The sequence below is a fragment of the Methylobacterium carpenticola genome (assembly GCF_042748905.1).
Classification (GTDB): Bacteria; Pseudomonadota; Alphaproteobacteria; order Rhizobiales; family Beijerinckiaceae; genus Methylobacterium; species Methylobacterium carpenticola.
This window is the reverse complement of the sequence record NZ_JBHZEO010000001.1, coordinates 6,556,068-6,575,186: the sequence shown is the minus strand read 5'-3', so window position 1 is coordinate 6,575,186 and position 19,119 is coordinate 6,556,068. Positions and strand designations below refer to the sequence as shown.

Sequence of the window (19,119 nt, the reverse complement as noted above, 5' to 3'; positions counted from 1 at the left end):
GGGGCCGCCGCCGGCCGGTCGAACCCGGTGCCGCAAGGCGAGACGGCGCGGCGCGAGAGGAGATTGGGAATGAAGGGCGACGCGAAGGTCATCGAGTACCTCAACCGCGGTCTGCGCAGCGAGCTGACCGCCGTGAGCCAGTACTGGCTGCATTTCCGCATGCTGAACGACTGGGGCTACGTCGACCTCGCCAAGTTCTGGCGCAAGGAGTCGATCGAGGAGATGAACCACGCCGACCGGTTCATCGATCGCATCCTGTTCCTCGAGGGCTTCCCGAACCTGCAGGAGCTGGATCCGCTGAAGATCGGCCAGAACGTGCAGGAGATCATCGAGTGCGATCTCGCGGCCGAGAACGAGGCCCGGGCGCTCTATCTCGAAGCGGCGCAGTACGCCGAGTCGATCAACGACCGCGTGTCCAAGATCCTGTTCGAGGATCTGGCCACGGATGAGGAAGGCCACATCGACTTCCTGGAGACACAGCTGGAGCTGATCAACCAGATCGGCGTGCAGCTCTACGCCCAGCGCCACATCGGCGGCCTGGAGCGGATCGAGCCGGAAGTGGAGTGAGCCGGTTCCCGGACGATCCGTCCAGAAGCCGCATCGTCAGCTTGCAGGGCTCGGCGCTGCGCTCCGCGCGCCCGAGCCGGGACGAGGCGCCGTCATTCCCGCCGGCGCCTCCCTCGTTCCGGGGGCGTGCCGCCTCGCGGATCGCATGACGCCGCACCGGCTTCGCGCCCTCTCGGTCGATCGAAGCCGTGATGCGGGCGCTTCCGCGGCATTCGTCACGCTCCCGATGCTGAGGTGGCGCGCAGCGCCCTCGAAGCACCCCTGACCGGGAATCCCAGCCGCCAAGCCTTGGGATCCGCGTTGCGGGGTGCGTGCCGGCCGGACGGCGCTGCGCGCCGCCTCAGCATGAGGGGCGGGGCGAAGACCATGCAGCCTGGGTCGTCAAGATCTGCGTGCGGCTTCCGGCTGCCGGAACGGATCGTCCAGAACCTGCCGACCGCCCGGGCGCCGCCTCCGGCCGATCCGCACCGCACGCCGCATTCGCCGGCCTGATACGGTTTCCGGAAGATCACTTTCGGAAACCGTATCACGCGCCCGCGCGGCGCCTGAGCGAGGCCGGTTTCCGCATCGCGAAGCGATCATCCGGAAACCGTATGACGCATCGCACGATAAATTAATCACCGTCGCCCACTCTGCCCCACACGCATTCGTTCACCGACCCATTGGTTTCGAACGGATGCGGGCTGCCGGGCATCCGGTGGATGCGCTGGGATGCCAAAACTTTAATTATAACCAGACGACGGTTTTGGATCGAATTGTGCCGTGTGCTTTCGCTTCTTGCGGAGAACCGGAGTCTTAAGGTGGGCGGATGAGAGGGCCGCGAACGCCGACGGGAGGTGCGGATGACGAGCCAAGCCATCGAACGCCCGCGCCGCTTCCGGCGGGCATGGCTGCGCACCCTCGGCCACTGGCTTCGCCTTCGCCAGGTCTGGATGGCGGCCGGCATCCTCGCCGTCGCGATGCTCGCCGCCCAGCTCGGTCCTCCGGCCTGGGTCGTCGTGACTCGCGCCTTCGGCGTTCCGTACTGCCTCAAATACTCGGATGTCTATCTCTATACCGGCGGTGCCTACCAGCGCCGCGGCGCGGATTGGGTGGAGATGCCGATCTACCGCAATGTCGACGTGTCTCATTTTGCCGAGATCAAGCGCAACGCGGATTTCATCTATCTCGTCAACGCGGCCTCGCGCACCAACGCCCAGGTGAACACGATCGTCATCCGGCTGCCGGTCTGCGGTGGCGTCTCGCAGGTGACGGTGTCGAGTGCGCCGAACTGGATCGACTCGCATCCGGTCTGGCGCTGAGGGCGGAGCGGGGCGGGGCGGTGCGATCGGTCGCGTTGTGCGCCGCGCACGGATGACTACATGCAGGAGGCGGGCGCCGGCGGCGCCGCCGTTCGCGATGATCCGTCCGAGCCCCCCTTGAGCAAGCCCAGAGCCCTCCTCACACCCGAGCGCCGCGAGGACGACATCGACGCGTCGATCCGTCCCCTGAGCCTCGCCGACTTCACCGGCCAGCGCGCGGCCCGGGCGAACCTGCAGGTCTTCATCGAGTCCGCCCGCAAGACGGGCCAGGCCCTCGACCACGTGCTCTTCGTCGGCCCGCCCGGCCTCGGCAAGACCACGCTGGCCCAGATCGTCGCCCGCGAACTCGGCGTGAACTTCCGCTCGACCTCCGGACCGGTGATCGCCAAGGCGGGCGACCTCGCCGCGCAGCTCACCAACCTCGAAGAGCGCGACGTGCTCTTCATCGACGAGATCCACCGCCTCAATCCCGCGGTGGAGGAGATCCTCTATCCGGCGATGGAGGATTACCAGCTCGACCTGATCATCGGCGAGGGGCCGGCGGCCCGCTCGGTGAAGATCGAGCTGCCGAAATTCACGCTGGTCGCGGCGACGACCCGGGCGGGCCTGCTCACCACCCCGCTGCGCGACCGCTTCGGGATCCCGATCCGGCTCGAATTCTACGAGATCGACGAACTCGAGGCGATCGTGACGCGCGGCGCCCGGGTGCTCGGCATCGGCATGGCGCCGGACGGCGCCAACGAGATCGCCAAGCGCGCCCGCGGCACGCCCCGCATCGCCGGGCGGCTGCTGCGGCGCGTGCGCGACTTCGCCATCGTGGAGGATGCCCCGACCGTGACCCGCGCCATCGCGGACCGGGCCCTGCGCCTCCTCGACGTCGACCCGGCCGGGCTCGACACCATGGACCGCAAGTATCTCGGGACGATCGCCCATTCCTTCGGCGGCGGGCCGGTCGGGGTCGAGACCATCGCGGCGGCCCTCTCCGAGCCGCGGGACGCCATCGAGGAGATCATCGAGCCCTACCTGATCCAGAAGGGCTTCGTGCAGCGCACGCCCCGCGGGCGGGTGCTCACGCCCCACGCCTTCCGGCATCTCGGCCTGCCGGAGCCGAACCGCGACCCGAGCGTGCAGTACGGCCTCTTCACCGGCGACGCGGATGACTGATCCGCACCGGCCGCGCCGCTGGTTCACGCGCCGCCAAGTGGTGCGCGGGGCCGGCATCGTCGGGCTCTCGGGCTTCGCCACCACGGCCTACGGGGTGGGCGTCGAGCCGTTCGACTCCGTCGTCACCCGCTACGCGATCCGCCCGCGCGCACCTTGGCCGGCCGGCCTGCGGCTGCGCATCGCCGTGCTCGCCGACATCCACGCCTGCGAGCCCTGGATGAGTGCGGCGCGCATCGCCCGCCTCGTCGCGGCGGCGAACGCGCTCAAGCCCGACCTGATCGCCCTCGTGGGCGACTTCGTGGCCGGCCAGCCCTTCGTCACCCGGCGCCTCGCGCCGGACGAATGGGCCGAGCCGCTCGCCGCTTTGCGTGCCCCGCTCGGCGTCCACGCGGTTCTCGGCAACCACGATTGGTGGGAGGACGCGGAGGCGCAGGAGCGGGGCGGCGGCCCGACCCGGGCCGGCGAGGCGCTCGTGCGCCACGGCATCCGGCTCCTGGAGAACGACGCGGTGCCGCTCGCCGTGCCCGGCGGGCCGCTCTGGATCGCAGGCCTGCAGGACCAGCTCGCCCTGACGCCCCGCCCCCGCCTGCTGCGCCGGAAGGGCGGTCCGGGCGATTGCATCGGCCTCGACGACCTCGACGCGACCCTCGCCAAGGTGCCGCCGGACGCGCCCGTGATCCTGCTCGCCCACGAGCCGGACATCTTCCCGCAAGTGCCGGAGCGGGTGGCGCTCACCCTCTCGGGCCACACCCATGGCGGCCAGATCCGCCTGTTCGGCCGCGCGCCCGTCGTGCCCTCGCGCTACGGCGAGCGCTACGCCTACGGGCATGTCCGCGAGCACACCGACCTCGTCGTCTCGGGCGGCCTCGGCCTCAGCATCGCGCCGATCCGCCTCGGAATCCCGCCCGAGATCGTGGTCGTGGAACTCGGCGGGGAGGCCGCCGCGTGAGCCCCCACCAGATCACGATCCGCGTCTATTACGAGGACACGGATTTCTCCGGGCTCGTCTATCACGCGAGCTACCTGCGCTTCCTGGAGCGCGGGCGCACGGAACTCCTCCGCGCGGCGGGCATCGACCAGTCGGCCCTGCACGCGGGCGGGGAGGGGCTGTTCTTCGCCGTGCGGCGGATGACCATCGACTGGCTGATGCCGGCCCGGATGGACGACGTGATCACCGTGGAGACCCGCACCGCCGCGGTGCGCGGCGCCTCGATCCTCGTGGCGCAGCGGATCCTGCGGGGCGAGCAGGTGCTGCTCACCGCCGATGTGCGCGTCGCCGCCCTGATCGGCGGCCGCCCGGCCCGCCTGCCGGACGGGCTGAGGGCGATCCTGGAGGGACGGGCGCCGGCCTGACGGCCCATCCCCCTGCCTTCGCGCGGGGGAGAATTGGCATCCGCCCGAATGGCCATACCCTCTGTGAGGCCGCGCGGCGCCTGCCGGTGATCGAGGATGAGAATCGGGCCGGTTTCCGCTGCCGACCCGCGACGTTCCCGTCCGATGCCGACGAATGATCGTGACACGCGCGGGCTTGCGCGCTCTCGCCAAGCAGACGGCCGACGATCTGAAGCGGGGCCGACGCGGCGCCGACCTCCGGCACGTCGCCGTCGCGGTGTTCGACCAGACGGGTGCCGTTCCGGCCCTCGTCGACCTCGTCGCCGACGAGAGCCGCAAGACTTCGCGGCCCTGCCCGAGACCGTGCGGCGCCGCTGGGCTGGCTCCTCGATCCGAGCCCGGCGATCAGCCGGGCCGTGGCGCGGGATCTGCCGGGCGCCGCCGAGCGCGGGCTCGTCTCGGCGCAGGGCGCCTCCCGCTGCGTGATGATGCGCCCCGGCTGCCGGCCGACCCGCCTGCGGGCCTCGACGCCGCTGCGCCGCCCGGGCCGAAGCAAGCCGCGCCGGGCGGCATCATGATGGCCTCGGGCTGCGACGGGGCCGGGGCGCAGAGCCTCTTCATCCTGCTCAAGCGCGGGCGCGATTCCGCTGGCGCTCCGGCTCGCCCAGAACACTGCCGATGCCCTCGGCGGCGGCTGAGCGCCGCCCTCAGGCGGTCGCCCGCTCCACCCGGAACCGCGCGGCGTGGCTGCCGATCTCGTCGAGCCGTGAGGGCGGGGCTCCGGCCTCCGCCAGGGCCGCGCCGAGGGTCTCGGGCGCCACCGTTCCGGGCAGCGCCAGGAGCTGGGTGAGGCCGCCGCGCAGGCCGGCGCTCGCCACCACCTCGGCCCCGAGTTCCGCCAGGATGCCTTCGGCCCCCTCGCGCCATCGCTCGAAGCGGGCGGCGTAGAGCACCCAGTCGCGCTGGGCGGCCGAGGGGTCGTCGAGGGGACGGGCGATCACGAAAACCGGGGTCCCGGCCGGATGGCCCGGCCGCTCGATGAAGGGCAGCCGCGCGATCACCTTCGGCCGCCCCGGCCCGGCGAGATCTTCCCACCACGGTCCCGCGGTGACGCCCTGGTCGAGCCGGAAGATGCCGAGATCCCCGCGCGAATCCGCCACCGCGGCGATCACCGCCTTGGCGCTCGGATGCGGCCGGTAGGGCACCGTGAAGCCGAAATGGAACCGGGCCGAATCGCGCATCGGCGCGTCGCCCCCCGAGACGTCCGCATGCACCGCGAAGGGCGCCTGGACATAGGTGAAGGTCGCGATGATGACCCGCCAGATCCCCTCCACCGTGTCGAGGGGCAGGAGGCCGGCATGCCGCTCGGCGATGGCCCGCATCATCGAGGCCTCGCGGCCGGGCCGGAAGGCCGAGCCCGAGGCGGAGGTGCGCTTGACCGCGATCAGGCGGTCGATGATCCGTCCGCGCTCCATCAGCAGGTCGTGCATCGCCGCGTCGATGCGGTCGATCTCGGCGCGGAGCGCGGCGAGGTCGGTGGTCGGGGCAGGAGAGGTCATGCAGGGCGCCACCCAAGAATCTTGTCCGCCGTCTTACGACCGCGGCGCCCCGGCCGTCACCCTCGATTGACGGACGGCCGGGAAGGTCCTAACTCAACCGTCCGGCGAAACGAATTTTCCGACCGCTATAACGTCCGCCCTCCGGGAGCGGGCGACCTCGGAAGGCCCAAGCCCGATCATGGCCATCACCGCCCTCAGACCCGGCTCCGACACCGCCTCGCAGGCGGTGGAGCCCACGAGCCCCGTCGCCCAGTTCGGCCCCGACGAGCCGCTGGCGATGGATGCGGGCATGGCCCTCGCGCCCTGGCAGATCGCCTACCAGACCGCGGGCACGCTCAACGCCGCGCGGAGCAACGCCGTGCTGGTCTGCCACGCGCTCACCGGCGACCAGCACGTGGCGACCCGCCACCCGGTCACCGGCAAGCCCGGCTGGTGGGAGACCATGGTGGGGCCGGGCAAGCCCGTCGACACCGACCGCTACTTCGTGATCTGCGCCAACGTGGTCGGCTCCTGCATGGGGACGACCGGGCCGGCCTCGATCAACCCCGTGAACGGCCATCCCTACGGGCTCGACTTCCCCCTCGTCACCATCCGCGACATGGTGCGCGGGCAGGCCATGCTGCTCGACCGCCTCGGCATCCCCGACCTGTTCCTGTGTATCGGCGGGTCGATGGGCGGCATGCAGGTGCTGCAATGGGCGGCGAGCTACCCCGAGCGGGTCTTCGCCGCCATGCCGATCGCCACCGGCGCCCGCCACTCGGCCCAGAACATCGCCTTCCACGAGGTCGGCCGGCAGGCCGTGATGGCGGATCCCGCCTGGCACGGCGGGCGCTACCTCGATGTCGGCACGCGGCCCGCCAAGGGGCTCGCGGTGGCGCGCATGGGCGCGCACATCACCTACCTGTCCGAGCCGGCCCTGCACCGGAAGTTCGGCCGCCGCTTCCAGGACCGGGCGGCGCCGACCTTCTCGTTCGACGCCGATTTCCAGATCGAGAGCTACCTGCGCCACCAGGGCATCAGCTTCGTGGAGCGCTTCGACGCCAACGCGTATCTCTATCTCACCCGGGCGATGGACTATTTCGATCTCGCGGCGGACCACGACGGCGTGCTGGCGAAGGCCTTCCAGGGCACGCCGACGCGCTTCTGCGTGATGTCCTTCACCTCCGACTGGCTGTTCCCGACCTCCGATTCGCGGGCGATCGTCCACGCCCTCAACGCGGCGGCGGCGCGGGTCGCCTTCGTGGAGGTGGAGAGCGACAAGGGGCACGACGCCTTCCTGCTCGACGAGCCGACGATGTTCTCGGCGGCCCGCGGCTTCATCGCGGCGGCGGCCCGGGAGCGCGGCCTGTGAGCGCGAGCGCCGAACCGCTGGCCCCGGCGGGCCTGCCCGAGGAGCCGGGCCTCGCGACCGCCCGCGCCGACCATCGGGTGGTCCTCGGCCTCGTCGAGGCGGGGGCGCGGGTGCTCGATGTCGGCTGCGGCGACGGCTCGCTGCTGGCGCTGCTGCGCGACCGGCGCGGCGTCGACGGGCGCGGCATCGAGCTGTCGCGCGAGGGCGTCAATGCCTGCCTCGCCCGCGGGCTGCCGGTGATCCAGGGCGACGCCGACACCGACCTCGCCGACTACCCGGACGACGCCTTCGACTACGTCATCCTGTCGCAGACGATCCAGGCGACGCGCCACCCGAAGATCGTGCTGGAGCACCTGCTGCGCATCGGCCGCAAGGCGATCGTGTCCTTCCCGAATTTCGGCCATTGGCGCATCCGGACCGAGCTGCTGCTGCGCGGGCGGATGCCGGTGACCGAGTACCTGCCGGACACGTGGTACGAGACGCCGAACATCCACCATTGCACGATCCGCGACTTCGTGGGCCTGTGCCATCTCGTGGGCGCCCGCATCGAGCGCGCCTCCGCTCTCGACGCGGAGGGCGAGCCGATGCGCTTCTCCCTGCCCTGGTGGATCTGGAATCTCGTCGGCGCCCAGGGGGTGTTCCTGCTGCGCCGGCGGTGAGGCGCGGGCTTCCAGGGGGCGTCAGGCGGCGAAGGCCGGGCCCGCGAGGCGGCGGGCATGGTCGCGCAGCGCCACGGGCCAATCCTCCGTGAGCGCCCGGAACCGCGCCCCGTCCCCCGCATAGAGCGCCCGCGCCGCCTCCTCGTAGCCCGGCGCGTTGCCCAGCATCGCCCCCATGAAGCGGTCGGCGGCCTCCTGCGCCTGCCGCACCGGCTCGCGCCCGCTCCCCCCGGCCCGGGCGGCCTCGACCAGCCGGCGCAGGGTCACCGAGGCCCCCCCGGGCTGGGCCGCGAGCCAGTCCCAGTGCCGCGGCAGCAGCGTCACCTCGCGGGCGACGACGCCGAGCTTCGGTCGGCCCGGCATCCGCGGCGCCTCGGGCGCGGCCTCCGCCGGCCTGAGCCGGGCCACGATCTCCGCGTCGCTGCCGCGCAGGTCGAAGTCGAGGGGCCGGCCGCTGCGGTCGTCGAAGACCTGGACCGGCGTTCCGTCCGCCCCGCCCTGGGCGGCCTTGACCGCGAGGGCCACCTCCCAGGGCACTCCGGATGCGAGCCGCCGTTCCCCCTGGAAGGCCGTGCAAGTCGAGCATGGGTCCATCGCGTCATCCTCCTCTGCCGGAGGAATGACCCGGGTGATATCCTGTCGTCAATATCACCCGGATAAAATTGGGAGGCCGTCGGCCCATGCGCCCCGCCCGGATCGTGCCCCTGGTCGTCGCCACGGCCCTGTTCATGGAGAACACGGATTCGACCGTGATCGCGACCTCCCTGCCGGCGATCGCGGCGGATCTCGGGGAGGATCCGATCGCCCTCAAGCTCGCGCTCACCGCCTATCTGGTGAGCCTCGCGATCTTCATCCCGGTCAGCGGCTGGATGGCCGATCGGTTCGGGGCCCGCACGGTGTTCCGCTGGGCGCTCGCCGTGTTCATGGCCGGCTCGCTCGCCTGCGCGGCGGCGGATTCGCTCGGCTGGTTCGTGGGCGCGCGCTTCCTGCAGGGCATGGGCGGGGCCATGATGGTGCCGGTGGGGCGCCTCGTGCTGCTGCGCAGCGTGCCGAAGGCCGAGCTGGTCCAGGCGCTCGCCACCCTGACCATCCCGGCCCTCGTCGGCCCGGTGATCGGCCCGCCGCTCGGCGGCCTCATCACCACGACGCTGCACTGGCGCTGGATCTTCTTCATCAACCTGCCGATCGGCTTCGCCGGCATCCTGCTCGCGACGCGCTACTTCGCCGATCTGCGCGAGGCCGAGCGCCCGCCCCTCGATACGACCGGCTTCGTGCTCTCGGGCGCGGGCCTCGCCAGCCTGATGCTCGGCCTCGCCTCGGGCGGGCGCCACCTGCTGCCGCCGGCGGTGTCCTGGGGCTGCACGGGGGCCGGGCTGCTGCTCCTCGCCCTCTACTGGCGTCACGCCCGCGGCATCGCCCATCCGCTGATCCGCCTCGATCTCCTGCGCTACCCGACCTTCCGCGCGGCGATCACCGGGGGCAGTCTGTTCCGCATCGGCACCGGGGCGATCCCCTTCCTGCTGCCGCTGATGCTCCAGCTCGGCTTCGGCCTCGATCCGCTGCATTCGGGCCTGCTCACCTTCGCGGCGGCGGCGGGCGCCCTGTTCATGAAGACGCTCGCCGCGCGCATCCTGCGCGCCCTCGGCTTCCGCACGGTGCTCACGCTCAACGCGGTGATCGCCGCGCTCCTCCTCGGGGCGAGCGGCCTCTTCACCCCGGCGACGCCGCACGCCCTGATCGTCGCGGTGCTGCTGGTCGGCGGCTGCTTCCGCTCGCTGCAATTCACCGCCGTCAACGCCATCGCGTATGCGGATGTCGATCCGCGGGACATGAGCGCGGCGACGAGCCTCGCCAGCGTCGCCCAGCAGCTCTCGCTCAGCGTCGGGGTGGCGTTCGGGGCCTTCGCGCTGGAGAGCGCCGCCCAATGGCACGGCCGGGCCGCGGTGCGGAGCGAGGATTTCTGGCCCGCCTTCCTGGCGGTGGCGGTCGTCTCGGGCCTGTCGACCTTCGCCTTCGCGCGGCTCTCGCCGACGGCGGGCGCCGAGGTCTCCGGCCACCGCCGCATCGAGACCCGGCCGACTGCGGACGCGACCTGACGCGAGATGAATTCGCGCCCGGCTCCGCTTTCAGTCTCCGTTCAGTCGCGCGGCTGTACGTAGGTGGAGTGAGCTTGGCGGTGGCGAAATCGCGCGCCGCCCGCGGCCTTCGGGGCCGATTGCGAACGAATTCGTCTCAAGGGAAACTGCCATGAAGCGCATCGTGTCCACCACCGTGGCCGCCATGACCCTGGCGGGCGTCGCCCTCGCGGGCGCCTCTCCGGCCGAGGCGCGCTGGCGGGCGGGTCCGGCCTTCGCCCTCGGTGCGGTGGGCGGGCTCGCCCTCGGCAGCGCCATCGCGGCGGGCTCGCGCCCGGCCTACGGTTATGCGCCGGCTTATGGATACGCGCCCGCCTACGGCTATGCGCCGGTCTACGATGCCGGGGAATGCTACACGGTCCGCCGCCGCGTGGTGGACGAGTTCGGCGACGTCTACATCCGCCGCGTGCGCGTCTGCGATTGATCCGCCGCCGGGGAGCGCGGGATCCCCTCTCCCAACCGGGAGAGGGGGGCGGCGCGCTTCCGTAGAAGTGGCTGCTGCGCCGTTCTTTTTCCCGTCCTGTGCGCGAGCAGAGTCCCGCTCGGGCAGGCCCCGCGGCGGCTCACGCCGCCTGCGGCTTGCTCACCTTCGCCTCGATCGCGTCCCACACCGCCACCGCGAGGTCGGGGCCGCCGAGGCGCTTGATCGCCCGGATGCCCGTGGGCGAGGTGACGTTGATCTCCGTCAGGTTGCCGTCGATGACGTCGATCCCGACCAGGATCAGGCCGCGCCGCCGCAGTTCCGGGCCGATCGCCGCGCAGATCTCGCGCTCGCGCGGCGTGAGTTCCGTCGCGCCGCCGGTCCCGCCCCGCACCATGTTCGAGCGGATGTCGTTCAGCGCCGGCACCCGGTTGACGGCGCCGAGCGGCGCGCCGTCGACCAGGATGATGCGCTTGTCGCCCTCCGAGATCTTCGGCAGGAAGCGCTGGATCACCCAGGGCTCGCGGAAGGTCTGGGAGAACAGGTCGAAGATCGAGCCGAAATTCGGATCCTCCGGCGTCACCCGCAGCACCGCCGCGCCGCCATGCCCGTGCAGCGGCTTCATCACCACGCTGCCGTGCTCGGCGCGGAACGCCTCGATCTCCTGGCGGTCGCGGGAGATCAGCGTCGGCGGCATCAACTCCGGAAAATGCGTGACGAACAGCTTCTCGGGGGCGTTGCGCACCTCGAAGGGGTTGTTCACCACCAAGGTCGCCGGGTGGATGCGCTCCAAGAGATGGGTCGCCGTGATGTAGGCGAGGTCGAAGGGCGGATCCTGGCGCATCAGCACCACGTCCACGGATGCGAGATCGATCGGCTCCGCCGACCCGAGGCTCGCATGCGCGCCCTCGACATCCTGTACGCGCAGGGGCTCGGCCCGGGCGGTGACCCGCCCGTCGCGCATGGACAGGCGGTCGGGGGTGTAGTGCAGGAGCGTGTGCCCGCGCGCCTGCGCTTCGAGCAGCAGCGCGAAGGTGGTGTCGCCCGCGATGCGGATGCTCTGGATCGGGTCCATCTGGACCGCGACGGTCAACGCCATGGAAGGAGGCCTCCGAGTGGCGGCGTTATCGGACCGCCCGGCGCGTCTGGCAACGGGGCCGTGTGCGGTGCACGAAAAAAGGCCCCGCTCGCCTGTGGGGGAGGGCGAGCGGGGCTTGGGATCGGGGAGGAAACGTCATGGAGACGTGACGAGGCAAGCAAGGGCCGGGCCAGCGGGCCTCATCCGGGTTCCGATGGATCGCGAGGCGATGGCCGGGGCAATCGCCTCGCGATGCGAGAACCGCATCACGCCTGCGGGTCCTCGGCGGGCCACGCCACGATCTGGTCGAGAAGCTCGTCGGTCTCGAACTCCTCCTCCGTTCCGGAGACGCGGCCCCGCACCGAGATGCCGGCCTCGTGCACGGTCGCGCGGTTGCCCGAGACCAGCGGGTGCCACCAGGGCAGGTCGCGCCCCTCGCGCACGAGGCGGTAGGCACAGGTCGGCGGCAGCCAGGGGAGCGTACGGACCGCCTCCGGCGTCAGGCGCACGCAATCCGGCACGCGGCGCTGGCGGCCCGGATAGTCCCGGCAGCGGCAGGCATGGCTGTCGAGGAGAGTGCAGGCCACGTCGGTATGATGGATCTCGCCCGTATCCTCGTCCTCGAGCTTGAGCAGGCAGCAGCGTCCGCAGCCGTCGCACAGGCTCTCCCATTCCTGCGGGGTCATGGCGTCGAGGCTCTTCTCGCGCCAGAACGGCGATGCGGGCGCGGCGGCCTTGGAATGCGCGGCCAAGACGGTAATCCTTCAGGTCGAAATCTCGGGGGAGGGGAGGTCCGCTTCCCTCTGCCGCAGCGGCGCGCCCCGCACAAGCGCGGCCGGACGATGTTGCGGCCCGCCTGCGACCTCACGCCCCGGGGCGCGCCGCACGTCTTCGGGCGAGGGAGGGGGGATCCCTCCTGCGGCGGCCGCGTTTTCCCCGTTCAAGCGCGGCCGTGGCCGCACCGTCTCGCGGTTCGCGCCGAGATTGGGTAAACCTGATCGATCGTCCGGCGCGCGAGTGGCCGGGCCGCCATGAAAGTGACGCCGTGCCGCTGAACTGGCTCTCCTCGCTCTGGACGCGTCTCGGCCGCGCGGCCCTCGGCTTCGATGCGTGGCTGAACGCGAGCCTCTACGAGGGCGGGCGCGGCCTCGGCGAGACCTACGAACGCTATGCGGAGGCGATGCGCCGCCGCTTCACGGTGCGGGGGCCCAAGCGCGCGGTGCTCGACCTCGCGAGCGAGGCCGTCACCCTCACGCTCGGCGGCGCCGTGGTCATGCTGACGCTCGCGCAACCCGCCTTCAACCAGACGAGCGAGAACTGGCTCAAGGCGCAGGACCTCGCCGTGACCTTCCTCGACCGCTACGGCACCGAGGTCGGGCGCCGCGGCATCAAGCACGACGATTCGCTGCGCATCGACGAGTTTCCCGACATCCTGATCAAGGCGCTGATCTCGACCGAGGACCGGCGCTTCTACGATCACCTCGGCATCGACCCGATCGGCACCCTGCGGGCGCTGACCGTGAACGCCCGCGGCGGCGGCCACGTGCAGGGCGGCTCCTCGCTCACCCAGCAGCTCGCCAAGAACCTCTTCCTCACCAACGAGCGCACGCTCCAGCGCAAGATCAACGAGGCCTTCCTGGCCCTCTGGCTGGAATGGCACCTCACCAAGAACGAGATCCTCAAGCTCTACCTCGACCGCGCCTATATGGGCGGCGGCACCTTCGGGGCGGCGGCGGCGGCCGACTATTATTTCGGCAAGAACCTCAAGGACATCTCGCTGGCCGAGGCCGCCATGCTGGCGGGCCTGTTCAAGGCGCCGACGAAATACGCGCCGCACGTGAACCTGCCGGCCGCCCGGGCGCGCGCCGCGGACGTGCTGCGCAACATGGTGGAGGCCGGCTACCTCACGGAAGGTCAGATCCAGTCGGCCCTGCGCAACCCGGCGACGCCGGTCACGCGCTCGCGCGACATCAGCGCGGATTACTACCTCGACTGGGCCTTCGGCGAGGTGAAGCGCCTCGCCGACGAGGGCAAGCTGAAGAAGGAGCGGGTGCTCGTCGTCAAGACGCCCCTCGACCTCGCCATTCAGCGCCGGGCCGACCAGGCGGTGGAGAACATCCTGCGCCAGTTCGGCGACGCCTTCGACGTCGAGCAGGCCGCCCTCGTCACCATGGATCCGGACGGCGGCGTGCGGGCGATGGTGGGCGGCTCCGATTACGGCCAGAGCCAGTTCAACCGCGCCACGGACGCGCTGCGCCAGCCGGGTTCCTCGTTCAAGCCCTACGTCTACGCCGCAGCCCTCGCCACCGGGCAGTGGCGGCCCGACAGCAAGGTGGTGGATTCCCCGGTCTGCATCGGCAATTGGTGCCCGGCCAATTACGGCCGCTCCTTCGCGGGCTCCATGCCCCTGTGGATCGCCGTCGCCAAGTCGATCAACACCATCCCGGTCAAGTTCTCGATCGCCATGGGCAAGGCGATGGGCGAGACGCACGAGGCGCGCGCCGCCAAGCTCGGCCGGGCCAAGATCATCGAGACCGCCCACCGCATGGGCCTCACCACCAACCTCGTCGATTCGGTCTCGCTGCCGATCGGCTCGGCGGAGGTGACGGTGATCGACCAGGCAGCGGGCTACGCGGTCTTCGCCAATGGCGGCAAGCGCGCCAAGCCCTATGCGGCGTCCGAGATCCGCACCTCCGCCGGCGAGGTCATCTACCGCCACGACACCAACGAGCCGCCGCCCGAGCAGGTACTCTCGACCCGCGTCGTCGCCGACATGAACTACATGCTGAACAAGGTCGTGGAGGAGGGCACCGGCCGCAAGGCCCAGGTCGAGGGCGTGAAGACGGCGGGCAAGTCCGGCACCACCAACGCCTACCGCGACGCGTGGTTCGTCGGCTACACGGGCAATCTCGTCACGGCGGTCTGGTACGGCAACGACGACCATACCTCCACCAAGAACATGACCGGCGGCTCGCTCCCCGCCATGACCTTCCACGAGGTGATGGGCCCCGCCCACCAGGGCATCGAGCTGAAGCCGATGCCGGGCTTCGAGAACGACAAGCCCGGCGCGGTCGCGGCGAACAAGGCGCCTGCCCCGACGCCGCCGCCGGGCGCGCCGCCCGGCGCGTTGTCGCGGCGCTCCTTCGAGGTGATCGGCGGCATCGGCAGCCTGTTCCGCACCGTGGAGCCGGCGCCGGGCCGCTCCGCCCTGCGGGAGGTCGGCAGCGCCGGCAGCTTCGCGGAGAGCGGGCGCCCGGCCGGCCGCTTCGCGACGCCGTGACCGCGCACCTCACCCTCCGGCGCGTCTCCTGCTAAACACGGCCGCGATGCTCACCGAGAGACTTGCCCGCGCCCCGGCGGAACCGACCGCCCGGACCGCTCCCCTCGGCCCCGCCCTGCGGCGGGCGCGGATCGTCCTGCGGCGCTCGCCCCTCAACCCGCGCCGGACCGGGGTGGTCGGTCTCGTCGTCTACGCGCTGGCCCTCGGCCTCGTGCTCGGCCTTGCCAGTGCCAACTGGGCGACGCGCGGGCGCTATCCGTTCGGCGGCGTCGCCCTCAACGCCTGGACGGCGTGGCCGCGCGTCGGCTCGCGGGAGGCCGATCCCTATACGCGCGCGATCCACGCCCGCACCGGCGAGGTCCCGATCGCGCTCGGCGAAGGCCTGTTGCTCACCGCCATCGTCGACGATGCCGGGCAGCGCCTCTCACCGGCCTGCACCTACCGGATCTCGGGCGCGACGCCGCCCTCGCGGGCCTGGACGCTCACCGCCGAGCGCCGCCGCCGCGCCGCGCCGCCCGCCGCCGACGGGCCGCGGCGCGGCTTCACCTCCACGGAGGTGCTGCGCGACCAAGCCGGACACTTCGCCATCACCCTCGGCCCCACGGTGCAGCCGGGCAATTGGCTGCCGATGCCGGACGGAGAGGGGGGCTTGCGCCTCGTGCTGCGCCTCTACGACACGCCGGTCGCGGCGAGCACCGGCGTGCTCGAGCGCGAGGGCGTTCCCTCCATCACGCGCGTGGGGTGCGACGGATGAGCCAGGGCGGACGCTTCCTCCTCGCCACGCTCTGCGGCCTCGTGCTCGCGGGCATCGTCCACATCACGGTGGTGATGGCGATCCCCTACCTGTCGGCGAACGACGCCTTCTCGCGCACCCGGGCGACGCTCAGCAACGACACGTCCGTGCTGATCCACGCGGCCGAGACCGGCGGTCCGCCCGAGGCGGCGGAGGGCTGGCTGCCCCCGCAGGACCCGGCGGTGGCGGTGGGCGTCTGCGCCTACGACCTCGACGACGGGCCGGTGCGGATCTCGGCGGAGACGGGTTCGCTCCTCGAATCGATCTCGGTGCACGGGCGCGGCGGCGCCTTCTACGCGGTGACCGACCAAGCCGCGGTGAAGGGCAACATCGAACTCGTCATCATGACACGCCGCCAGTTCGACGAGGCGCTCGCCAGCGCCGACGAGGACGAGCGCAACCGCGACGTCCGCATCGTCGCCCCGGGCCGCGAGGGTTACGTCGTGGTGCGGGTTCTGGCGGCCCTGCCGAGCCAGCAGACGCTCGCCAACGCGGCGGCCCGCTCGGTCTCCTGCACCATCGACGGGCCGGACGAGTAGGGGCTTCCGGATCCGTCTGGTGCGCGCGTCAGCCCTTGGTGACGATCGCGGCCTGCGCTCCGGCGCCCGGGACCGGCGCGAGGCCGCAGCGCGCCTCGGCATCCACCGGCAGCAGCGGATCGAGCAGCCGGCGCCGGGCGGTGAGGAAGGCCAGCGTGCGCTCGACCCCGATCGCCTCCTCGCCCGGCACCGTGACGAGCAGGTGCTCCAGGGCGTAGCGATAGGCCTGCTCGCGCAGGGAGGCCTCGCGGCGCACCCAGGCGATCAGGCAGCGGTTCTCGGCGACGCGCATCGCGGCGCTGCGCACGTCCTCGTCGTCGAGGGTGCGGATGAAGGGCAGGCTGCGCAGCCGGTTCAGGTCGGCCCGCACCACGCGGGCGGCGGTGTCGGCGAAAGCCGGGATCAGGCGCCCGTCGGCCGTGACATCCTCGGACAGCAGGCGGTAGCGCGAGACCGGCGAGCGCGCGTCCTCCGCCATGATCGCCTCGAAATAGCCGGCCGGGTCGGGGCTGCGCCAATCGGCCGGCAGCACCCGGGCCCGGGTGAGGTTCGCCAGCGTCGCCTCGAACAGTGAGCGCTCGCGTGCGGGCATCAGGTAGCGCCACGCGCGGTCCCGCAGGGTCCGCTCGTCCTCGGTGAAGGGAAAGAGCGAGGCGGCCTCGCTGCGCTCGCGGGCGGCCAGCGTGCCGGCCGCATCGATCAGGCTGTTCCAGGCGGTGGGGGCGGGACGGCCGAAATCCCCCTGCTGCACGCAGGAGGCGATGACCGGCAGCGCCAGCAGCAGGATGGGGCGGGCGAAGAGGCCGCGCAGGGGCATCCGCGCCTCAGCCGCGCTTGCGCAGATCGGTGCCCGACGGCTCGGCGGGCCGCGGCGCAGGCTCGCACGGCCGCTCATAACGCACTCCCGTGAACAGCAGGATGGCGCCGCGCTCCGGCTCAGCAGTCTCCGGCCGGCGCGTCCGCGGTGCGGATGCCGGAAAGGGGACGATCGTTGCCGTGCCGCGAAACTTCTGGCCGCCCATCTCCGCCTCCCAAATCCGAGGACCCTCCGGGAGCCGCCGTCCTGACGGCGACACGTTGGCTGCCCCCTGAAAAAGCACGGCGTGGTTAACGGATGGTTTCAGGCGGTCCTCCGGCGGGGCGCGGCCGTAAACCCTCCGTGACTGCGCCACACCGCTATCCCCGTTGTCCCCAGGCCGCCCCGGCAGCCTTTCCGACAGGCTTAAGCGACGCTTTACGCGCGGCTTCGTAGTCTCGCGGACGTTCGTACTGCGTACCAGATCGCCCATGTCACGCTCAGCCGTCGACGCCCTGCCGGATCTCTCCGGCCTCCTCGAACTGGCGCAGGATCGCCGGCTCGACATGAAGCCGGTGCTCCTGCGGGTGCAGACGGACCTGTTCCGTGCGGCGCCCGCCCGGGATCCCGGCACGATCCGGGCTTTCGAGTCCCTGGCCTGCGGGCTCATCCCCACCGTGGACGCGGCCACCGCTGCCATCGTGGCCGAGAAGCTCGCGCCGCTCGCCGACACGCCGCAGAGCGTGCTGGTCCTGCTCGCGGCTCATGGCGGCGAGGCCCGCGACGCCGTGCTGGCGCTGAGTCCGGTGCTGACCACCGAACTCCTCGACGCGGCCGAGAACGGCCCGGCCCGGGACGCCGTGATCGCCCGCCGGAGCGATCTCAGCCGCGCGGTGATCGACGATCTGACCCTGCGCGACGATCCGGCGGTGGACCTCGCCCTGGCGGGCAACTCCCAGGCCCGCCTCGACGGGCCGGCCCTGGAGCGTCTCGTGTCGCGCGCCCGCCGCCGCCCCGATCTCGCTGCCCGGCTCGTCGCCCGCGACGACGTGGCCGCGGTCGATCTGGCGCCGCTCTACCTGGAGGCGGCGCCCGAGCGGCGCGCCGCCATCCGCCAGGGCATCGCCGCCCGTGCCGCCCTGCGCCCCCGATCGCGCCCGCTGGTGCGCGGCCTCGGCGAATCCCTCAAGACCTTCGCGCTGCGCGGCGAGCGGGCCAAGATCGAGGCGGAGCTGTCCGCGGCCCTCGGCTTCGGGGCGGTGGCCTGGAATTTCTCCGAGCCGCGGCGCCAGGATCTGCTCGCTCTCGCCATCCGGGCGGCCGGGCTGCTCGAGGAGGAGGCGGTGTACCTGTTCCTGCGCCTCGACCCGGCGATCGGCCGTTCGGTGGAGGCGGTGTTCGCGCTCGCCAGCCTGTTTCGGACGACCGAGCCCACCACCGCCCGTGACCTGCTCGCTGCCATCCTCGGCGAGGAGCCGGCCGAGCGCGTCGCCACCCCCGAGCAGCACCGGCCCGTGCATGGCCCGGCCTCGCCGAAGCTGCGTCCGGCCACGGTGTCCCTGCGCCCGGTCCTGCCGGAGCGCACGCGCAAGACCCAGTGATCGGCCCCCGCGATGGGGGGCCGCCTCAGCGCTCCGTCGCGAGGTCGAGGAAGTGGCGCCCCTCGCGGTCGTCGATCTCGACGATCCAGAGATCGGGATCGAAGCGCATCTCCTTGACGATCCGGGCCTCCACGTCCGGCGGCAGGGCCTCCTGCATCAGCGCCTCGAAGCGCCGCGTGCCGTCGTCGTCGGCATCGAACAGGGCCTGCGGGGCCGGGCCGTAGAGGTCGGCGCGGCCGTCGAGCCGGTCGACCTTGACGAAGATCGCCCCGGCCTCCGGCGCCCCCCGCCGCCGCTGGACGGCGCTCACGCCCTCGACCGCGCAGCGGCGCAGATGCGCGGCGACCCAGAAATCGGAGCGAAGGCGGGCCATCGTGGTTCCCTTCGGGCGGACAGATCGGGCCGGCCCTCGGGGCGCGCGGCCGGCGGGTCCCTGCTTAGTCCGATCGAGCGGGATCGCTCAACGGTGACGGTGCGGGGAGCGCCCCTCCCGGAATGAGGCTGACCGTCCGGCCGGGCGCATGGTCCGAGGGAGCGGGATCT

The 19,119-nt window shown here is 72.0% G+C and carries 21 protein-coding genes; 14 read left to right on the top strand and 7 right to left on the bottom strand.

Annotated features, from left to right (window positions below; all coding sequences use genetic code 11):
* Window positions 1–69: 69 nt before the first annotated feature.
* The 6 genes from bfr (at window position 70) to ACE101_RS30405 (ending at window position 4,942) form a co-directional block, all read left to right on the top strand.
* Complete coding sequence (gene bfr / locus ACE101_RS30430) at window positions 70–567, top strand: bacterioferritin (RefSeq protein WP_379137986.1); 498 nt, start codon at window positions 70–72, stop codon at window positions 565–567.
* Window positions 568–1,409: 842 nt separating this feature from the next.
* Window positions 1,410–1,868 (top strand): hypothetical protein, encoded by a 459-nt coding sequence (locus ACE101_RS30425; RefSeq protein WP_379137983.1) that lies wholly within the window; start codon window positions 1,410–1,412, stop codon window positions 1,866–1,868.
* A 60-nt stretch (window positions 1,869–1,928) separates the two neighbouring features.
* Window positions 1,929–3,032 carry a Holliday junction branch migration DNA helicase RuvB gene (gene ruvB, locus ACE101_RS30420; RefSeq protein ID WP_379137980.1) on the top strand — a complete coding sequence of 368 codons (1,104 nt, stop codon included), beginning with the start codon at window positions 1,929–1,931 and terminating at the stop codon, window positions 3,030–3,032.
* Window positions 3,025–3,981 carry a metallophosphoesterase gene (locus ACE101_RS30415; protein ID WP_379137977.1) on the top strand — a complete coding sequence of 319 codons (957 nt, stop codon included), beginning with the start codon at window positions 3,025–3,027 and terminating at the stop codon, window positions 3,979–3,981. Before ruvB ends, ACE101_RS30415 begins: the two co-directional genes overlap by 8 nt.
* Window positions 3,978–4,385, top strand: coding sequence for a tol-pal system-associated acyl-CoA thioesterase (gene ybgC, locus ACE101_RS30410; protein ID WP_379137974.1), 408 nt, complete (start codon window positions 3,978–3,980; stop codon window positions 4,383–4,385). The genes ACE101_RS30415 and ybgC overlap by 4 nt, the downstream gene beginning before the upstream one ends.
* Window positions 4,386–4,780: 395 nt before the next feature.
* Window positions 4,781–4,942 (top strand): hypothetical protein, encoded by a 162-nt coding sequence (locus tag ACE101_RS30405; protein ID WP_379137972.1) that lies wholly within the window; start codon window positions 4,781–4,783, stop codon window positions 4,940–4,942.
* Between the two features lie 129 nt (window positions 4,943–5,071).
* Here the strand turns inward: ACE101_RS30405 and ACE101_RS30400 are convergent, their stop codons facing one another.
* Window positions 5,072–5,923 carry a chorismate mutase gene (locus ACE101_RS30400; RefSeq protein ID WP_379137969.1) on the bottom strand — a complete coding sequence of 284 codons (852 nt, stop codon included), beginning with the start codon at window positions 5,921–5,923 and terminating at the stop codon, window positions 5,072–5,074.
* A 178-nt stretch (window positions 5,924–6,101) separates the two neighbouring features.
* Between ACE101_RS30400 and metX the strand changes: the two genes are divergently transcribed.
* Both metX and metW read left to right on the top strand, forming a co-directional pair.
* Entirely contained in the window at window positions 6,102–7,274 is a 1,173-nt protein-coding gene (gene metX, locus ACE101_RS30395; protein ID WP_379137966.1) for a homoserine O-acetyltransferase MetX, read from the top strand.
* The gene (gene metW, locus ACE101_RS30390) at window positions 7,271–7,933 is read left to right on the top strand and encodes a methionine biosynthesis protein MetW (protein WP_379137963.1); all 663 of its coding nucleotides are present in this window, start codon (window positions 7,271–7,273) and stop codon (window positions 7,931–7,933) included. The genes metX and metW overlap by 4 nt, the downstream gene beginning before the upstream one ends.
* Before the next feature lie 21 nt (window positions 7,934–7,954).
* Here metW and ACE101_RS30385 read toward each other — a convergent pair whose 3' ends face one another.
* Window positions 7,955–8,527 carry a DUF2239 family protein gene (locus ACE101_RS30385; protein WP_379137960.1) on the bottom strand — a complete coding sequence of 191 codons (573 nt, stop codon included), beginning with the start codon at window positions 8,525–8,527 and terminating at the stop codon, window positions 7,955–7,957.
* A gap of 86 nt (window positions 8,528–8,613) precedes the next feature.
* Here ACE101_RS30385 and ACE101_RS30380 point away from each other — a divergent pair, with 86 nt between their 5' ends.
* Together ACE101_RS30380 and ACE101_RS30375 are read left to right on the top strand one after the other, a co-directional pair.
* A complete protein-coding gene (locus ACE101_RS30380) occupies window positions 8,614–10,029 on the top strand; it encodes a DHA2 family efflux MFS transporter permease subunit (RefSeq protein WP_379137958.1) in 1,416 nt (471 codons plus the stop codon).
* A gap of 151 nt (window positions 10,030–10,180) precedes the next feature.
* Complete coding sequence (locus ACE101_RS30375) at window positions 10,181–10,492, top strand: hypothetical protein (RefSeq protein WP_379137955.1); 312 nt, start codon at window positions 10,181–10,183, stop codon at window positions 10,490–10,492.
* Between the two features lie 139 nt (window positions 10,493–10,631).
* Here ACE101_RS30375 and gshB read toward each other — a convergent pair whose 3' ends face one another.
* Window positions 10,632–11,588, bottom strand: coding sequence for a glutathione synthase (gene gshB / locus ACE101_RS30370; RefSeq protein ID WP_379137952.1), 957 nt, complete (start codon window positions 11,586–11,588; stop codon window positions 10,632–10,634).
* 245 nt (window positions 11,589–11,833) lie between these two features.
* Window positions 11,834–12,319: a YcgN family cysteine cluster protein gene (locus ACE101_RS30365; protein WP_379137949.1), complete on the bottom strand. Its 486-nt coding sequence runs from the start codon at window positions 12,317–12,319 to the stop codon at window positions 11,834–11,836.
* 293 nt (window positions 12,320–12,612) lie between these two features.
* Between ACE101_RS30365 and ACE101_RS30360 the strand changes: the two genes are divergently transcribed.
* Genes ACE101_RS30360 through ACE101_RS30350 form a run of 3 tightly spaced genes read left to right on the top strand, consistent with a single transcriptional unit; the run spans window position 12,613 to window position 16,179 of the window.
* Window positions 12,613–14,847: a transglycosylase domain-containing protein gene (locus ACE101_RS30360; protein ID WP_379137947.1), complete on the top strand. Its 2,235-nt coding sequence runs from the start codon at window positions 12,613–12,615 to the stop codon at window positions 14,845–14,847.
* 46 nt (window positions 14,848–14,893) lie between these two features.
* Window positions 14,894–15,601 carry a DUF1214 domain-containing protein gene (locus ACE101_RS30355; RefSeq protein WP_379137945.1) on the top strand — a complete coding sequence of 236 codons (708 nt, stop codon included), beginning with the start codon at window positions 14,894–14,896 and terminating at the stop codon, window positions 15,599–15,601.
* Entirely contained in the window at window positions 15,598–16,179 is a 582-nt protein-coding gene (locus ACE101_RS30350; protein ID WP_379137942.1) for a DUF1254 domain-containing protein, read from the top strand. Before ACE101_RS30355 ends, ACE101_RS30350 begins: the two co-directional genes overlap by 4 nt.
* A gap of 28 nt (window positions 16,180–16,207) precedes the next feature.
* Here the strand turns inward: ACE101_RS30350 and ACE101_RS30345 are convergent, their stop codons facing one another.
* Both ACE101_RS30345 and ACE101_RS30340 read right to left on the bottom strand, forming a co-directional pair.
* Window positions 16,208–16,996 carry a hypothetical protein gene (locus tag ACE101_RS30345; RefSeq protein WP_379137939.1) on the bottom strand — a complete coding sequence of 263 codons (789 nt, stop codon included), beginning with the start codon at window positions 16,994–16,996 and terminating at the stop codon, window positions 16,208–16,210.
* Between the two features lie 7 nt (window positions 16,997–17,003).
* Entirely contained in the window at window positions 17,004–17,201 is a 198-nt protein-coding gene (locus ACE101_RS30340) for a hypothetical protein (protein WP_379137937.1), read from the bottom strand.
* A gap of 265 nt (window positions 17,202–17,466) precedes the next feature.
* On the opposite strand from ACE101_RS30340, the gene ACE101_RS30335 reads away from it, so the two are divergent.
* Window positions 17,467–18,576 (top strand): DUF2336 domain-containing protein, encoded by a 1,110-nt coding sequence (locus ACE101_RS30335; protein ID WP_379137935.1) that lies wholly within the window; start codon window positions 17,467–17,469, stop codon window positions 18,574–18,576.
* Between the two features lie 25 nt (window positions 18,577–18,601).
* Here the strand turns inward: ACE101_RS30335 and ACE101_RS30330 are convergent, their stop codons facing one another.
* Window positions 18,602–18,949: a DUF1491 family protein gene (locus tag ACE101_RS30330; protein WP_379137932.1), complete on the bottom strand. Its 348-nt coding sequence runs from the start codon at window positions 18,947–18,949 to the stop codon at window positions 18,602–18,604.
* Window positions 18,950–19,119 lie beyond the last annotated feature (170 nt).

Excerpts from the sequence above, each read along its gene's own strand:
- bfr (WP_379137986.1), top strand. The coding sequence starts at position 70 with ATGAAGGGCGACGCGAAGGTCATCGAGTACCTCAACCGCGGTCTGCGC.
- ACE101_RS30425 (WP_379137983.1), top strand. The coding sequence starts at position 1,410 with ATGACGAGCCAAGCCATCGAACGCCCGCGCCGCTTCCGGCGGGCATGG.
- ruvB (WP_379137980.1), top strand. The coding sequence starts at position 1,929 with ATGCAGGAGGCGGGCGCCGGCGGCGCCGCCGTTCGCGATGATCCGTCC.
- ACE101_RS30415 (WP_379137977.1), top strand. The coding sequence starts at position 3,025 with ATGACTGATCCGCACCGGCCGCGCCGCTGGTTCACGCGCCGCCAAGTG.
- ACE101_RS30400 (WP_379137969.1), bottom strand. The coding sequence starts at position 5,923 with ATGACCTCTCCTGCCCCGACCACCGACCTCGCCGCGCTCCGCGCCGAG.
- metX (WP_379137966.1), top strand. The coding sequence starts at position 6,102 with ATGGCCATCACCGCCCTCAGACCCGGCTCCGACACCGCCTCGCAGGCG.
- ACE101_RS30385 (WP_379137960.1), bottom strand. The coding sequence starts at position 8,527 with ATGGACCCATGCTCGACTTGCACGGCCTTCCAGGGGGAACGGCGGCTC.
- ACE101_RS30380 (WP_379137958.1), top strand. The coding sequence starts at position 8,614 with ATGCGCCCCGCCCGGATCGTGCCCCTGGTCGTCGCCACGGCCCTGTTC.
- ACE101_RS30375 (WP_379137955.1), top strand. The coding sequence starts at position 10,181 with ATGAAGCGCATCGTGTCCACCACCGTGGCCGCCATGACCCTGGCGGGC.
- gshB (WP_379137952.1), bottom strand. The coding sequence starts at position 11,588 with ATGGCGTTGACCGTCGCGGTCCAGATGGACCCGATCCAGAGCATCCGC.
- ACE101_RS30355 (WP_379137945.1), top strand. The coding sequence starts at position 14,894 with ATGCTCACCGAGAGACTTGCCCGCGCCCCGGCGGAACCGACCGCCCGG.
- ACE101_RS30350 (WP_379137942.1), top strand. The coding sequence starts at position 15,598 with ATGAGCCAGGGCGGACGCTTCCTCCTCGCCACGCTCTGCGGCCTCGTG.
- ACE101_RS30345 (WP_379137939.1), bottom strand. The coding sequence starts at position 16,996 with ATGCCCCTGCGCGGCCTCTTCGCCCGCCCCATCCTGCTGCTGGCGCTG.
- ACE101_RS30340 (WP_379137937.1), bottom strand. The coding sequence starts at position 17,201 with ATGGGCGGCCAGAAGTTTCGCGGCACGGCAACGATCGTCCCCTTTCCG.
- ACE101_RS30335 (WP_379137935.1), top strand. The coding sequence starts at position 17,467 with ATGTCACGCTCAGCCGTCGACGCCCTGCCGGATCTCTCCGGCCTCCTC.
- ACE101_RS30330 (WP_379137932.1), bottom strand. The coding sequence starts at position 18,949 with ATGGCCCGCCTTCGCTCCGATTTCTGGGTCGCCGCGCATCTGCGCCGC.